This window comes from Pseudomonas fragariae (ex Marin et al. 2024), from assembly GCF_059621105.1.
In genome coordinates, this window is sequence record NZ_CM184369.1 from 4,493,347 (window position 1) to 4,506,058 (window position 12,712).

Here is a 12,712-nt window from a genome sequence, read left to right on the forward strand (position 1 = left end):
CTTGGAAATGCGTGGCTGGAATTAGCCGGCGGTTGGGAGATTGCCCTTAACCAGAGCTTCCCGGCGACGAACGCCGAGCCCCAGGCGCTCTTCGACGAGCATTGCGATCTCGTTGCGGATGAACTGATCGTTGATCAAGCCCATTTTGAACTGGAAGGTCATGCGGTCAAACAGAGTTGTCGAACGGGCGAAGTTGGCTACCAGGAACTCGCCACCTGCGTCCACGTCGCCTTCTTCCATTGCGTCAGACGTGATGACTGGTCGCCCCCACAGGATCGGAGTAACCAGGCCTTGCAGGTTGGCGAACAGATAGCGGTTGTCCGCATCCTTCTGCAGCTCGATGTTCATCCAGTCGAGTTCGGTCATGACAATGCCGTCAGCGGACATTTTCGACTGCTTGCGTACTTGGTAAATCGCGCGGCGAACCAAGTCAATTGCGGTGTCGCCAGTCTTGCTCAGAGCCGCATTGTAGGTAGTCGCCTGGGTCATCAGGCCATTCAGGTTCTCGCCAGTGCCGTCACCCTTGAGAATTTGGCCTTCCTCCTCCAGCTTCAGGTCGTAGCGCAGCAGCTGCTGGATGTAGGCAAACATCTGGGGTACATCGGAGAGCACCTCGTCCGTCGCAGGCATCCACACCGCGATCTTTTTGACGCGATCTGTTTCGGTAGTGAATGTCACGTTGCTGGTTGGCTTCAAGCCACCTTCGGCCACCGGTGCAGCACCGCGAGTGTGTACGTTCTCGCGGAAGTAGGTGTAAGCCTGCCCGGTTACCGGAATGGTGGTGAGCAGGTCGCGAATGCGCAGCTCTTGGCGGATACCTTGCTGGATGACCGGGTCGTAAATAGGCGCTACCAGACCGGTACTGGCCAGCTTCATTTCCTTCATGCCGGCCAGGTCGGACTTGGTGACCTCAATCGTCGCCGAATTCACGCTTTTCTGTTGCAGGCCTTTGTAATCTTCGTGGCCGCCAACCATATCGATGAAGGATTTCGCTTCACCCTGCTGGCCACGCAGCTTGACGCCCTTCTGTTCGAGATCCTGAACCTGATCAATGACCTTTTGCAGCTCATCCTTCTGTTTCTGGATCTGAGATTTCATTTCGGTGGTGACGGTATTGCCTTTTTGTAGCTCTTCGGCAACCGCATCGTATTTTTTCTGCAGGCCACCGAAACCCTCTTTCAATTGGGCTTCGAGGGACGTTTTTACTTCAAGAACATCGGTCATGGCGACACCTTAAAAAATTGGTCGAAAGTGGTGGATAGTGATTTCAGCCCTTCCACGATCGCCGTGGCCTCACTGCCGCCATCACGGCGTAGTGCGGAGTAGCCGAGCGAGGCGACTGCTGCCGCCTCTTTCTGAGAAAGTCCCATGCGTTCACGCAGGGCATTCTCGAATAGTCGAATGTCTGACTTAACTGTGAGCACCTGCGCTTCAGGGTTCATGCCAAATGGCACGAACGACGCCTCCCACAACTCGGCCTCTTTGATGATTCGAACCCGGCGGCCCGCGCGCTCTTCAAAATCCGCCTTGATGGTGTTGAAACCGATGGACATGCTGTCGAGGATTTCGGACTTCATCAGTTCATAGGCGTCACGCGCATAACTGACTGCCAGATTTACCTTGCCCTTGAGCAAAAGGCCGTGGTCATCCTGGGTGTAATCGGCAGCGCCAACCAGGCGGGTCAGATCGTGATAAAGGGCCAACTTCAGCTTGCCGCCGCGGGTCGTTTTAACTTTGGTGAAGGCACCTGGCAGGATCACGTCGTCGCCCAAGTCAACGTTGTTGAAAACAGCAGCGTAGCCTTCAAAGTTGCCAGCTTCGTCCACTGTCTTTAGTTCAAACGGGACTTCAAGTTTTGACATTGGTCTGCATCTCCCACCGGGTTACCCGGTTGTATTCATCGCCTACTAGAGCAGGCAAATTCTCTTTCTCGCGCACTTCGTTGATCGTCATCCAACCCGACCCACCGGAGCCGCCAAGCGCGCTACCGTAATAGGTAGAGCGTCCCGCACTGTCCGCGCGTAAAAGGCCTTCAACGGTGAACTCAACAAAGCGCGAAAATTTTCGGTACACCTTGTCGTTGAGTTCGTCTTCAACGGCGTCGATGTAGGGTTTCAGGCCAAAAGTGATGAAACCGGTGAGCTGCTGCTCAAGGTTTGAACCCATGATTGATGTTTTGCCGGCCCTGTTGGCCAGCCAAAGAGGTACGCCGTAGATACCCGCCAGCGCTTCCTCTTGAAACTGTTGAGACTCAATGAACTGGGCGTCTTTCTGGCTGAGGCCAGCCGGTACGATCTTCGGATTGCCCTGCAGGATCGCGACCTTGCCTATATCATCCGCATCGGCCTTCCGAACATCCGGAAACTTCGCCATGATCTGAGCTTCTTGTTGTTTGTTCAGGAAGCCCTCGTAGATCACGTATCCGCCGGTGAACCCACCTTTACGCATGAAGCGTGACGACCATTGCTGGCCAGCCTTGGCCAGCCCCATCGTCTCTGCCTGATATTCAATCGGTGAAAGGCCGACAATGCCGTCCAGGCTGAAAAGCTTGAAGTGCAGCATGCTTTCTGGCGAAACCGGGAAGCGGTCGCCGTTCTTTGGTGTGACCCAGTAGGTGAGATCTTCATCCGTGTCGATCGTGACGGTATTACAGTCCAGCGGCACGAACCCGATAGGGTCGCCATTGCGATTCCTTTCGATCAAAGCAAACGCATTACCCCTCAATGCCATATTCACAACGATGAACTTTAGGAAGTTCAGCAGCGTCATGTAGGGATTGGGCTTGCGCAAGACCTTCAATGAGCGATCAGCACCAGGAATCTGCTTGCGGCCACCTTCGCTGTCCTCATACAGCTTCAAAGGCAGCCCGCTAAGAGACTCAGAGAGGATTTTCACGCACGACCACACCATGCTGATCGAAAGCGCGGTCGTGGTGGTCACCGTAACGCCGGCTTTGGTTTTCTTGCCGCCGACCTCCATATCGACTTCGACGTAATTGCCGGTCGTTGGATCGGTGTAGCCAAGGAATCCCCACGAGCGGGGGTTGTACCAACGAAATGCCATGTTCAGCCTACTAGTCCGAAAAATCCGTTGTTGAGGTAGTCGTCCAGGCCGCCTTTAGCCTCTGGATTGAGGGAAAGCAGCGAAACGGCGTTGAACGTGGCCATGAGCGGGTCAATTTTCGCGGTGCCCGACGCTTGCTTGGTGATCAAAAAGGCATTTGCCGAGGGCACGCCCTTGGCGTTGCCGCAAGCCCAAGCCATAAGCGGTTGCCCGCAATGCAGGAAAGCGCCCTCGGCCAGCTTCCGCTCGGTCGTTTTGATTGCGCCCGTGAGCTTCCAGCCTTGAGAGATACCGATGATTTGCTCTTCGCTGATACCAACATCTGATAGCGCGTCGAGCACCGCGCCGATTCCAGCAGGGTCAAGGCCCACCTTGTCGAGCAGGCCAGCATCGTTGATGCGTTGAACAATGACTGCCAGAGCCGCAACGTCATCGCCTATCTTCTGCACCAGTGTCAGGTCGCCGATAGCGGCCAGATCCTGAATCCGTGGCGCCTCTGATTTACGCCGGGTTAGGACAGACGGGTGTGCGTACGCATGCGCCCAGTGCAGCCAGTCGCGTGAATCTCGAACACGCCCCATCACTGCCAGCCCGAGCAAGTCATCAAGACCGCCTCCGTCAACACCAACGACTATGACCTCACAGCGCTCAATCAAGCTGTCGAGGGTCAAGCCCGGCAAAGCCTGAGGCTCCCAGAAGTCCGCGCCAACCCAGCTATCGGACATCAGCGCCAAGCCGATCTCAATATTCAGGAACTTGGCGAGAAACCCTCGGATCTCGGCTTCACCGTCGATTTCGGCCTGCATAAACAAACGCTCGAGCGTTGCCCTGTCCACCGAGTACCCCATATTGGGGTTCACCAGGTGGAAGTTTTCAGGCAGTCGGGCTTCCCCGCTCTTGATCATCTCCGGCGGGAATTCGTAGATCACTGGTAAAAAGCGAGGGTCCTGAATCTTGCCCTCTCGAACGCCGCGCGCGTAGCTCAGCTTCGACTTGAATATTCCAGCTGGTGGCTCGTTCGATTGAGTTGTCAGCCAGATGATGAAGCCTTCAGGCCTCGACAGCAGGCCACCAGTCGCCTCTCGGATCATGTCCGGGGCTTTTGGGTTCTTTCCGAAGAGCCAAGCTTCGTCGATTAGCACGCCAACCGCTTTTTTCCCACCGACTACGTCACTGTCAGCAGCCACAACCTTGAGCGTCGCGCCAGTTTCACGGTGCGTGATCAACCTCATATGCGGCTGAACATGCATGAGCGCGCTCAGCTCGTCGTCATGCTTGATCATCGCCGCAGCAGGCTTGAACGAGTTATCAGCGATCTCTTTGGTCGGTGCGAGGATGATGAATTCAGCCTCAAGCCGCCAGTTACGGATCAACGCCGTCAGCATGATCGCGGCCGCAATGGTCGACTTAGAATTTTTCTTGGGAATGCATAGAAAGTATTCGCTGATCAGGCGCTGGCCGGTTTCGCTGTTGTAGCTTCCGAAAATCGCACCAGCAAACGCGAGTACCCAAGGCGCGCAGGCCGTTTCCATCGTCGGACTGCCAGGGGCGTCCACGATCTTCAGCGACCGGAACACCTCAAGACCTTCATGGGCTTCAGCAGGGAACAGAGGGTCTGGAATGATTGACTCGCAGGCAGACAGACGCCTCCACCAGTCAGGGCAGGCGGTAGTCCAGAGCATTGGTTTACCCCTTTACTACTGAGAGCGGCGGCTTGCCAGCTGAGAACCTGCCTTTACTGGCTTCTTTAGATGCCTCGGCCTTCTGCTCTTTTTTGCCTGCCTCGCCTCTTTTGCCATGCACATACGGCACAGCGGTCTGAGCAGCGTTACGACGGTCAAAAACTTTAGCTCTGGGTTCGTTCATCAAAGCCAGCAGCCAAACAAGCGGATCTTCCGTGGTGGGAAGGCATTCTAGAAATTCGCCACCGGCCTCATCGCCTTCCGGCGTGGCATCGGCTGGTGGTCCGCTCCGATTGCGCGACTTCTCGGGGTTAACACTCAACTCAGCACGCCGTGCAAGTATTGCGCTGGAAATCTTGGGGTCGTTAGCCCACCGAGAACCGGCTGCCGAAGCTGTCGAGGCCTTACATCCTGCGGCTTCCGCCGCCTCTTTGTTGGACGCACCCCGAGCCTTTGCGTCAACAAACTGTCGCTGTTTGTCTGTTAACACCATTAACATAAACCTTAGGGTCGGGAAAAAAAGTGCGGATGGGAGGGGGAGTGGTCTGGGACGCAGAGAGATCGTGTATTTTTACCCCCCCCGGTACGTCAGTGGCGTGCCGCTTTACTGCCGCACAATTGCCTTGGCTAGTTGTAGCACGCCAGTGTCGCCAATCAGCGCAGTCCTTGTGCTTCCTCTGCCTGCTTGACAGATGAGTGGCAAGGGCCACACAGGGACATCCAGTTAGAACGGTCCCAGAACAGCGTCATATCGCCTCTGTGCGGTATCACGTGGTCGACCGTATTGGCAGCTGTTACGCGACCAATCCTTTCGCAGTAGACGCACAATGGGTTTGCATCGAGGTGAACCAAGCGAGCCTTCTGCCACTTGGAGTCGTACCCACGCTGGGCAGCTGTGGTCTTGCCTGCTCGCCATGAATTCGTGTTGATCGTTTGCAATCTGTCCGGGATCGTCTGAAGCGTGCTCTTGAGAGTCTTCAGCCTGCCCATCAGGGATAACCGGTGATGGGCTCACCGTTCATGTAGTGGGTGGGCTCGGCATCAGGGTCTTCCGGCTCGCTGTCAGCAAGAGCTTCAATCAGCATCACCTGCTGCTCTGCCATTCGCTGTAGCAGATCGGCCTGGTTCTGCAGCAACTGGGTCTGCTTCACTTGCTCGGCCAGGATCTGGCTTAGCAAAGAGTTGCTGTGCTCGTTCATTTGCCACCTTGCTCCACTTCTTGAACCACTCGCGCCGTGCGGCGCATCCACTGCATGACATCGCTATTTGCTCTGACTGCGTTTGATCTGTGCGTCGACCTGATCGGCGCACGTGTCCAGCAGGTTGACGGCTCGGTCTTTCAAGGCCCACAGATCACCGTTCAGTGCCAGGTCTTCGTCGCTATCGCTGACCCGTTCGCACGGCACCATTACCGGAGCTTCCAGACTTACCGCTGATGTCTTTACCACCACTGGGCGCGGGCTTGCCGCGCAGGCCGTCAGGCAAAGGCTGATCAGCCCACTTACGAACAGCCGGGCTCTTACGCTTGAGGTCTTCAAAGTCTTTCCTCGCTTGTCGGGCCTTGTCTTCGCTGGCCTTGAGGCGCTGCTGTAGATCGGCCGTGTAGTTGGCATTGCGCTTGGCCTCGGCCTGGAGCGTGGTGATCGTCTTCTGGCTTTCGGCGTTGGCGTCGGTGGCATCCTTGGCAGTCTTCATCTGCAGCGTCACCTGCCCTTCCAGCGCGAGGACGCGGTACTGCTGGATACCGACCAGCAGCAGGCCCACCAAACTGATGATGATTGCAGCGGCGAGAGCCTTCATACGGAATCCACCTTGCGGCCAATGAACCGGGTCACCAGCTCGCGAATGGCTGTTACGCCGAGAAAGCCGATGGTGCCACCGGCAGCGACTGAAAGGCTGGGCGGCCAGGCCATCCACTCGATCAGGCTGGACGCAACGAGGCTCAACGCACCGCAGATCAACGCTTCAAAGAAAATCCGGCGCTTGCTGGTTTCCTTGGCGTCGTAGAGGACTCGCAGTAGAGAGACGATGATGGCCATGATCGCGCCCTGCCATAGTGGATTCGATAAGGCCATCCAGAGCTTGGCCCAGGTGTCTGGCTTGTCGGGCATAGTGCGCATCCGGTCTTGGCCCTTTCGGGATCTATAAACGAAAAAGGCCCGCCGATATGGCGAGCCTTTGAAATGGTTCAGAAAGCAAAAACCCAGCACTTGGCTGGGCTTAATCATCAGGGGTGCCGCGCTGGAACAGCTGAACACCGTGCCATGAAAACAGAGCTATTCCATATGGACAACTCTTTTTTAAGCTGCCGAGCGAACGCCCTCCAAATAGCAGTCCACCCAGGCAGCACCAGCCTTGATCAACTCGCGTGCCTTGCCCTCGCTCATTGCGAAGTGGCGACCGACCCGGATCGCGGGCCACTTGGCACCGTAATAGAACCAGACCATATCGCCCATCTGCTGATGGCGGGCGCACAGGCCGGCAACGGCGGCGTCAACAAGGCCGGCAAGTTCGTCGGTGATCACATACGACTTACCGGGCATCGGCATGGCATCCCGCATCAGGGCGAGCGTGGGCGATGCGTAGCTGGGCACACCCATACCATCCATCCGCCAATACCCCCACTGCTCGAGCATGTTTTCAGTTTCACCCAGCGGGCGGTGCAGCGTGTTGCGAGTCATCATGGTTAATCCCCCGATTCAGTATTTATTGCTCTGCGACCTGCCCGAGCAAGCACAATGTTTTGGCATGCGTGAATAGCCCTGCAAAACTCATCACTCTCCATTGGATGCTCGGCAGGCAGCTTCAAGTATTCGTTCCACACGCCGCCGAGAAGGCCTGCAATGAACGCTTCGCGGTCAGTCAGTACGATCGGCATGGTCAATCCCCTGTGTAATTCGATCCACCGGCACCGCGGCGGTTGTTCTGTTGGTAAATGGCGGCAGGTCCAGTCATCTGGTCCGGGCGCTTCAATTGTTCGATATGCCGGTCAGCGGCCTGCAGGCGCATGCTCAGCTGCGTCACCAGCACTTCCAGCGGCAGCGCTTCACCTGTCTCGGCGGCGACCCAGCCCGAGGCATTGCACTGCACGCATGCCATTTCGTGGAACACACCCTTGATAACAGCGCGACCTCGGCAGGCCGGGCACTGGGCCAGGTCAACTTGGGCGACGCGGAACGCTGGGCCGTGACTCTTTTTCATTGAGCCTCCAGCAATTGCTCGTGCAGGCGGTAAACGTTCGGGCCATCACCATAGGGCCAGTGCTGTACGGATAGCTCCTTGCCGGTTTGCATGGTCAGCACCAGGTGCTTGTCACCGTTCCAATTTTCGTAACGCATTGAGCTGACTTCGGCCGGATTCACAGCGAGGCCGGATGCCCTGTCGAGCACAATCATCATTTTTAAACCTCGCCTTTTATGGATTCGTGATCGCGCTGGAAGCCGCGCCGTTATTGGCCTCGACTGCATTCTGCGAATTTTCGTTTCTAGTCAGGGTCGAGCGGTGAATGCGGCTAAAGCCTTTCCCGTCTAACCATTCGTGCCACTTGTTCAGCGCGTCACGCTTGAGCAGCTCAGCCGAGGTGTGGATATAGGTCTGCACGTTGCGGGTCAGCGTGTGGTTCACCAGCATCTCGCCGATCAGGAAGTCGACGCCCAGATCAGTCCAGCCGGTCCGGGCCACTTTGCGCAGGTCGTGGCTCGTCCACTCACCCTTTCCCAGGCGAGCGAATACGGCACATGCCTGGCTGTCGCTGATCGGCCCACGGTTGCGAGCCGGGAACATGTAGGCACCCTTGTAGCCCTTCGACGACTGCCAGTCCCGATACCGCTCCAGCAGCGCGCAGGCCTGATGGGTCAGCGGTAGCCGGTGCTCACAGCGGGTCTTGGTGTTCTCGGCAGGAATGAACCATTCGCCCTGCTCACCCAGCGTCAGGTGCGACCATCGGGCCTGCCTTGTCTCGCCAGCACGCGTGCCGTGGCACAGCATCATCAAGGCCAGCATGCAGTCCTGCGGGTGCTGGTCGAATCCAGCAGCAAGGTCACCAAGCACCTCTTCCAGCTGAACGGCACGCAGGCGCGATGGTTTCGGCAGGATGCGGGCCTTGGTGAAGTCGGTGAACTTGAAACCGGCAACCGGGTTCTGGGCGATCAGACGCAGCTTTTCGGCCTGTCGGAACGCGACAACCAGCACGCCCCACATCAACCGGACGTAGGAGAGCGACATTTCGGCCTGCATGGGCCACATGACCAGCTTGTCCAAGGTGGACCGGTCCACATCGGCAATGAGCAGCTCGGACAGGCGCGGCTTGAGGTGGCAGGTGATGATTGAGGTGTTCGTGGCGCGGCGCTTTGCCGACAGGCTGCGCTCGGTGGACTGACGAACCATGAACCACTCCAGCAGCTGGCCAACGGTCTGCAGCGTGCCGGCAGCCGCAGAGGCCTTCGGGTCAGTCGCCAGGCGTTCCCGGATTTTCGGCAGAGCATTGATCAGCCCTTTCACCGGCAACTCTGGAAAACCGGCGATCTTCTCCCACTTCTTGCCCACAACCAGGTGCCAGGTGCCGCGCTCACGACTCTTATGAAACCGGAAGTAAACGCCCGGATAGCGAGCATCGCGCAGGTCGCGCACGTCTGAATTCGCTGCCTGCCGGCGGATTTCCGCATCAGAGAACGAAGTAAGCAGGGTCTGGCTCATGGGGCCACCACAGTCTTAGGAAGTCGGAGGTATGCGCGGATCTGCTCCATCGCGTCGAAATGACCACGGCAGACGATCGCCAGATAGCCTTGCAGGTTGAGCTGACGTATCCACTCGTACTGGGTGCCAGAGACGGCGGCATCGTTCGGCGGCGTTGCTTTGAATTCGATGTACAGGCCGAAGTACCCACCACGGGCCATCGGCAGCACCAGATCGGGAACACCAGCGCGCACGCCCTGCTCTTTCAACTTGACCGCCACCTGCTTGAGCCGGTGGCCACCGTTGGGAACGTGGTAGATCAACGCCGCCACCAGCGGCATTCGCAGCTTGAGCTCGCGCAGCAATGCGGCCTGCTCCAGGCCCTCACGGTCGACGGGCTTGGCGCGGGTACGCTTCGGTTTGAACAACGTCATTTCGGCGGGCTTCACGGTGACACCTTCCCTTCGCGAATCAGGGCGTCCTGGGTACGCATGACACCCTCGGCGTGGAACAGGCGGACTTCGTTACGACTCAGCACCGCCGGGGCGCGCAGGCGGCCATCGGCGATGTCGTGGCAGTACGCACACGCCCAAGCGGCCTGAAGGTCGTTCGGCTTGATGCCCATGCCGCAAGTCCCGGCGAGCCGGTAATGGGCCAGCACCGTGGTCGAGGATTCGCTCGAGCAGCCTGGGTAACGGATCTGGCATTCGCGGTCGCGCGCTGCCTTGGTGAGTTTGGTTTGTCGAGTCATCAGAACCGATCCTTGTTGTTGTACCGATCTGCAAGGCTTGCGACCTTTGCTGGTCTCGGTTGCTCTACCCAACCAGCGGCAAGCTGATCGAAGCGGCTGTACTGGCCGAGGAATGCGGCTCGCACAGTGCCCGTTTCGATATCCCGGCCCTTGCCGATAATTATCTCGGCGATGCCTTTGGCTTCGCTGTGTTCGTGGTAGACCTCATCGCGATACACGAACAAAATAATGTCGGCGTCCTGCTCAATCGCTCCGGACTCACGCAGGTCAGAACACAGAGGCCGCTTGTTCGGGCGTTCTTCACACTTACGTGAAAGCTGGCTGAGCAGGATTACAGGCACACCCAGCTCCCTGGCCATCAGCTTGGCGCTACGGGTCATGTGGCTTACTTCCTGCTCACGGCTGAACGTCCGAGAATCCGATTCCATCAACTGCAGGTAATCGATAACGATCAGATCCAGGCCGCGTTGGCGCTTGTGACGGCGCGCAGCAGACCGTATCCGGTTGATCGTCATCGACGCGCGGTCTGAGATGTATAGGTCGGCGTGCTTGATCTTGGCGGCAGCCCCCATCAGTTCGGCGCCGTGGGTATGCGGTGCTTTTCCGCTCTTGATCAGTTGCAGTGGCACCTTCCCTTCGGAGGCCATCAACCGATCCATCAAGCCGTTCTGGTTCATCTCAAGACTGAACACCATCACGCTCTTTTTCTCGCGGATGCAGGCATGGGACGCGATGTTCATCGCAAGGGTTGTCTTGCCCATTGCAGGCCGGCCAGCAATCACGATCAACTGTTCTGGCTTGAGCCCTTGCAGCTTTTCGTCGAGGTCTGCGATACCGGTCGACAGTCCGTCGATACCCTCTCCACGATCCGCTCGGGCCTGCAACACCTCGATGTAATCGTCCAGGATGTCCTGGGCTTTGATCACTTCCGCCGTGGCAGTCTTGCCGTCGATGGCCAGAGCCTCGGTCTGAATGGCTGCGACCTTGTCGGGGGTGGGCTGATCGCTGTAGGCGATATCGTTGATGCGAGAACCTAACTGGATCATGGCGCGATCTAGGCTGCGCTCCCGAACTGTGGCTGCATACGAGGACGCATTAGCAACGCTGGGTGTGTTTCTTGCAATTTCGGAGGCATACGCAAGAGCGCTGACACCATCGGCCAACTCGTGGATAAACACACCCACTGTCACGCAGTCAACAGGCTTGTTATCACCATGCAGAGCTAGGATTCCGCGATAGATGGCGGCGTTATCCTCGAAATAAAAATCATCGACCGCCAGGTCTGCGCTGAGAACGTCGATCAGTTCCTGACGCAAAAGCATCGCACCCAGCACGCTGTGTTCTGCCTCAAGGCTGTAGGGATCACGCACTGTAATTCCCCTCGACGACCTTCACGAAGTTGCTCGGCGCGATCAACCAGTCGAAGCTGGCCCGGAACGGTACAGAACCGTTCTTGCCGCCCGTTCGGCCCATCAGGAAGTCGGACTCAGCGACGATGGCGAAGTACTCGACCCAGAAATCCATGCTCTGGTGAACAGGGCTTTGGTTCCACCGCGCCTTGATCTGCTTTTTGCGGGTTTCAGAGAGCAGGACCACTGCCGGAAGCACTGGCGTCAACAGTCGATTGAACGCATCTACGATTTCCTGAACAGGACATTTCGGAGAGCTCGGAGCAGGATCTCCATCATGTGACGGTTCACCTGACGGTTCCCTTACGGTTCTGGGGGCATTTGGTGCCGGGGTTGGGGGCATATCCTGCCGGGGTGATGGGGCATCCGGTGCCGGGGGGCATTTGGTGCCGGGGGCATATGCTGCCGGGGTAATTGTGTACCAGGTTGACCGGCCAAATCGCTGGTTGCTCGCCAAGATCCCTGCGTCTTCGAGCCAGCGCAAAGCGTTGCGAACCGCGCGCTCAGAAAGACACGTCCGGATACCAATTGTCGAAACTGAAGGCCAGCAGACCCCCTCATCGCTCGCATTATCTGCGAGCGAGACGAGGACCGACTTTTGCGCAGGACTCATTCCCTGCAGAGGCCAGCAAAGGCTCATGATTACTGTGCTCACTTGCTGCACTCCAAGAACTGACGCGCCAGATATCGTGGGAGCTGGCAAACTGATGATTCAGGCTCGCTATTGCTCGGCGTTAATTTCGTATGCATAATCTGTCTCGCAAGTTGTGAAGAAGCCGGTCTAGCCACCGGCTTTTTTTTGCCTGAAATTTGGTACTGGATGAATTAACAGCTCATCCGCTGTACTACCCGCCCTTCCCGCCTAAGCGGATACTTGCCGTCAAGCCGGTAAAGACGCCGCATGCTCTTCAACGGGGTAAAGATCTGGGCGCAGTTCGTGTCGGGTAACCTGCCCGTCTACTGCCCGCTCGAATGGAATTACCAGATCGGCAGGCACCCTCTGATTCCGGTTAATGCACTGCCAAATGCGTGGCTGACTGGTGCTGCATAGGCGTGCAAGCTTGGCCTGTCCTCCAGCAAGGCGGACAACCATGTCTACTGGTCTTTCTTTTGTGGGCATGTCTGTGTGCCTC

General features: G+C 57.5%; 20 protein-coding genes and 1 pseudogene. All 21 read right to left on the reverse strand.

Annotated features, from left to right (window positions below):
- Positions 1–21 precede the first annotated feature (21 nt).
- Entirely contained in the window at positions 22–1,224 is a 1,203-nt protein-coding gene (locus tag AC54XV_RS19375) for a phage major capsid protein (RefSeq protein WP_198710472.1), read from the reverse strand.
- Positions 1,221–1,862, reverse strand: coding sequence for an HK97 family phage prohead protease (locus AC54XV_RS19380; protein WP_029572532.1), 642 nt, complete (start codon positions 1,860–1,862; stop codon positions 1,221–1,223). Before AC54XV_RS19380 ends, AC54XV_RS19375 begins: the two co-directional genes overlap by 4 nt.
- The gene (locus AC54XV_RS19385; protein WP_496717145.1) at positions 1,849–3,063 is read right to left on the reverse strand and encodes a phage portal protein; all 1,215 of its coding nucleotides are present in this window, start codon (positions 3,061–3,063) and stop codon (positions 1,849–1,851) included. The genes AC54XV_RS19380 and AC54XV_RS19385 overlap by 14 nt, the downstream gene beginning before the upstream one ends.
- 2 nt (positions 3,064–3,065) lie before the next feature.
- A complete protein-coding gene (locus tag AC54XV_RS19390; protein WP_496717146.1) occupies positions 3,066–4,745 on the reverse strand; it encodes a terminase large subunit in 1,680 nt (559 codons plus the stop codon).
- Positions 4,746–4,749: 4 nt separating this feature from the next.
- Entirely contained in the window at positions 4,750–5,238 is a 489-nt protein-coding gene (locus AC54XV_RS19395) for a terminase small subunit (RefSeq protein WP_496717147.1), read from the reverse strand.
- Positions 5,239–5,399: 161 nt separating this feature from the next.
- Complete coding sequence (locus tag AC54XV_RS19400; RefSeq protein WP_496717148.1) at positions 5,400–5,735, reverse strand: HNH endonuclease; 336 nt, start codon at positions 5,733–5,735, stop codon at positions 5,400–5,402.
- Positions 5,735–5,944 (reverse strand): hypothetical protein, encoded by a 210-nt coding sequence (locus AC54XV_RS19405; protein WP_496717149.1) that lies wholly within the window; start codon positions 5,942–5,944, stop codon positions 5,735–5,737. The genes AC54XV_RS19400 and AC54XV_RS19405 overlap by 1 nt, the downstream gene beginning before the upstream one ends.
- 63 nt (positions 5,945–6,007) lie before the next feature.
- Positions 6,008–6,196, reverse strand: a complete 189-nt coding sequence (locus AC54XV_RS19410; RefSeq protein ID WP_230852676.1) for a hypothetical protein — start codon at positions 6,194–6,196, stop codon at positions 6,008–6,010.
- Positions 6,126–6,545, reverse strand: a complete 420-nt coding sequence (locus tag AC54XV_RS19415) for a hypothetical protein (RefSeq protein ID WP_496717150.1) — start codon at positions 6,543–6,545, stop codon at positions 6,126–6,128. The genes AC54XV_RS19410 and AC54XV_RS19415 overlap by 71 nt, the downstream gene beginning before the upstream one ends.
- Positions 6,542–6,865, reverse strand: a complete 324-nt coding sequence (locus AC54XV_RS19420; protein WP_082427135.1) for a phage holin, lambda family — start codon at positions 6,863–6,865, stop codon at positions 6,542–6,544. The genes AC54XV_RS19415 and AC54XV_RS19420 overlap by 4 nt, the downstream gene beginning before the upstream one ends.
- A 180-nt stretch (positions 6,866–7,045) precedes the next feature.
- The gene (locus AC54XV_RS19425) at positions 7,046–7,429 is read right to left on the reverse strand and encodes a hypothetical protein (protein ID WP_010439553.1); all 384 of its coding nucleotides are present in this window, start codon (positions 7,427–7,429) and stop codon (positions 7,046–7,048) included.
- A 2-nt stretch (positions 7,430–7,431) separates the two neighbouring features.
- Positions 7,432–7,623, reverse strand: a complete 192-nt coding sequence (locus tag AC54XV_RS19430; RefSeq protein ID WP_496717151.1) for a hypothetical protein — start codon at positions 7,621–7,623, stop codon at positions 7,432–7,434.
- 2 nt (positions 7,624–7,625) lie between these two features.
- Positions 7,626–7,946: a hypothetical protein gene (locus AC54XV_RS19435; protein WP_496717152.1), complete on the reverse strand. Its 321-nt coding sequence runs from the start codon at positions 7,944–7,946 to the stop codon at positions 7,626–7,628.
- Positions 7,943–8,083: a hypothetical protein gene (locus tag AC54XV_RS19440; protein WP_496717153.1), complete on the reverse strand. Its 141-nt coding sequence runs from the start codon at positions 8,081–8,083 to the stop codon at positions 7,943–7,945. Before AC54XV_RS19440 ends, AC54XV_RS19435 begins: the two co-directional genes overlap by 4 nt.
- 76 nt (positions 8,084–8,159) lie before the next feature.
- Positions 8,160–9,440, reverse strand: coding sequence for a tyrosine-type recombinase/integrase (locus tag AC54XV_RS19445; RefSeq protein ID WP_496717154.1), 1,281 nt, complete (start codon positions 9,438–9,440; stop codon positions 8,160–8,162).
- Positions 9,437–9,868, reverse strand: coding sequence for a VRR-NUC domain-containing protein (locus AC54XV_RS19450; RefSeq protein ID WP_496717155.1), 432 nt, complete (start codon positions 9,866–9,868; stop codon positions 9,437–9,439). The genes AC54XV_RS19445 and AC54XV_RS19450 overlap by 4 nt, the downstream gene beginning before the upstream one ends.
- Positions 9,865–10,170, reverse strand: coding sequence for a DUF1364 domain-containing protein (locus AC54XV_RS19455; RefSeq protein ID WP_496717156.1), 306 nt, complete (start codon positions 10,168–10,170; stop codon positions 9,865–9,867). The genes AC54XV_RS19450 and AC54XV_RS19455 overlap by 4 nt, the downstream gene beginning before the upstream one ends.
- Positions 10,170–11,540 carry a replicative DNA helicase gene (gene dnaB, locus AC54XV_RS19460; RefSeq protein WP_496717157.1) on the reverse strand — a complete coding sequence of 457 codons (1,371 nt, stop codon included), beginning with the start codon at positions 11,538–11,540 and terminating at the stop codon, positions 10,170–10,172. Before dnaB ends, AC54XV_RS19455 begins: the two co-directional genes overlap by 1 nt.
- Positions 11,533–11,766, reverse strand: coding sequence for a hypothetical protein (locus tag AC54XV_RS19465; RefSeq protein ID WP_310886591.1), 234 nt, complete (start codon positions 11,764–11,766; stop codon positions 11,533–11,535). Before AC54XV_RS19465 ends, dnaB begins: the two co-directional genes overlap by 8 nt.
- Before the next feature lie 279 nt (positions 11,767–12,045).
- A pseudogene (locus AC54XV_RS19470) lies at positions 12,046–12,219 on the reverse strand (helix-turn-helix domain-containing protein); the annotation flags it as partial.
- Between the two features lie 240 nt (positions 12,220–12,459).
- Positions 12,460–12,699: a transcriptional regulator gene (locus tag AC54XV_RS19475; RefSeq protein ID WP_496717158.1), complete on the reverse strand. Its 240-nt coding sequence runs from the start codon at positions 12,697–12,699 to the stop codon at positions 12,460–12,462.
- Positions 12,700–12,712: the final 13 nt, after the last annotated feature.

Excerpts from the sequence above, each read along its gene's own strand:
- AC54XV_RS19375 (WP_198710472.1), bottom strand. The coding sequence starts at position 1,224 with ATGACCGATGTTCTTGAAGTAAAAACGTCCCTCGAAGCCCAATTGAAA.
- AC54XV_RS19380 (WP_029572532.1), bottom strand. The coding sequence starts at position 1,862 with ATGTCAAAACTTGAAGTCCCGTTTGAACTAAAGACAGTGGACGAAGCT.
- AC54XV_RS19385 (WP_496717145.1), bottom strand. The coding sequence starts at position 3,063 with ATGGCATTTCGTTGGTACAACCCCCGCTCGTGGGGATTCCTTGGCTAC.
- AC54XV_RS19390 (WP_496717146.1), bottom strand. The coding sequence starts at position 4,745 with ATGCTCTGGACTACCGCCTGCCCTGACTGGTGGAGGCGTCTGTCTGCC.
- AC54XV_RS19395 (WP_496717147.1), bottom strand. The coding sequence starts at position 5,238 with ATGGTGTTAACAGACAAACAGCGACAGTTTGTTGACGCAAAGGCTCGG.
- AC54XV_RS19400 (WP_496717148.1), bottom strand. The coding sequence starts at position 5,735 with ATGGGCAGGCTGAAGACTCTCAAGAGCACGCTTCAGACGATCCCGGAC.
- AC54XV_RS19405 (WP_496717149.1), bottom strand. The coding sequence starts at position 5,944 with ATGAACGAGCACAGCAACTCTTTGCTAAGCCAGATCCTGGCCGAGCAA.
- AC54XV_RS19415 (WP_496717150.1), bottom strand. The coding sequence starts at position 6,545 with ATGAAGGCTCTCGCCGCTGCAATCATCATCAGTTTGGTGGGCCTGCTG.
- AC54XV_RS19420 (WP_082427135.1), bottom strand. The coding sequence starts at position 6,865 with ATGCGCACTATGCCCGACAAGCCAGACACCTGGGCCAAGCTCTGGATG.
- AC54XV_RS19425 (WP_010439553.1), bottom strand. The coding sequence starts at position 7,429 with ATGATGACTCGCAACACGCTGCACCGCCCGCTGGGTGAAACTGAAAAC.
- AC54XV_RS19430 (WP_496717151.1), bottom strand. The coding sequence starts at position 7,623 with ATGCCGATCGTACTGACTGACCGCGAAGCGTTCATTGCAGGCCTTCTC.
- AC54XV_RS19435 (WP_496717152.1), bottom strand. The coding sequence starts at position 7,946 with ATGAAAAAGAGTCACGGCCCAGCGTTCCGCGTCGCCCAAGTTGACCTG.
- AC54XV_RS19440 (WP_496717153.1), bottom strand. The coding sequence starts at position 8,083 with ATGCGTTACGAAAATTGGAACGGTGACAAGCACCTGGTGCTGACCATG.
- AC54XV_RS19445 (WP_496717154.1), bottom strand. The coding sequence starts at position 9,440 with ATGAGCCAGACCCTGCTTACTTCGTTCTCTGATGCGGAAATCCGCCGG.
- AC54XV_RS19455 (WP_496717156.1), bottom strand. The coding sequence starts at position 10,170 with ATGACTCGACAAACCAAACTCACCAAGGCAGCGCGCGACCGCGAATGC.
- AC54XV_RS19475 (WP_496717158.1), bottom strand. The coding sequence starts at position 12,699 with ATGCCCACAAAAGAAAGACCAGTAGACATGGTTGTCCGCCTTGCTGGA.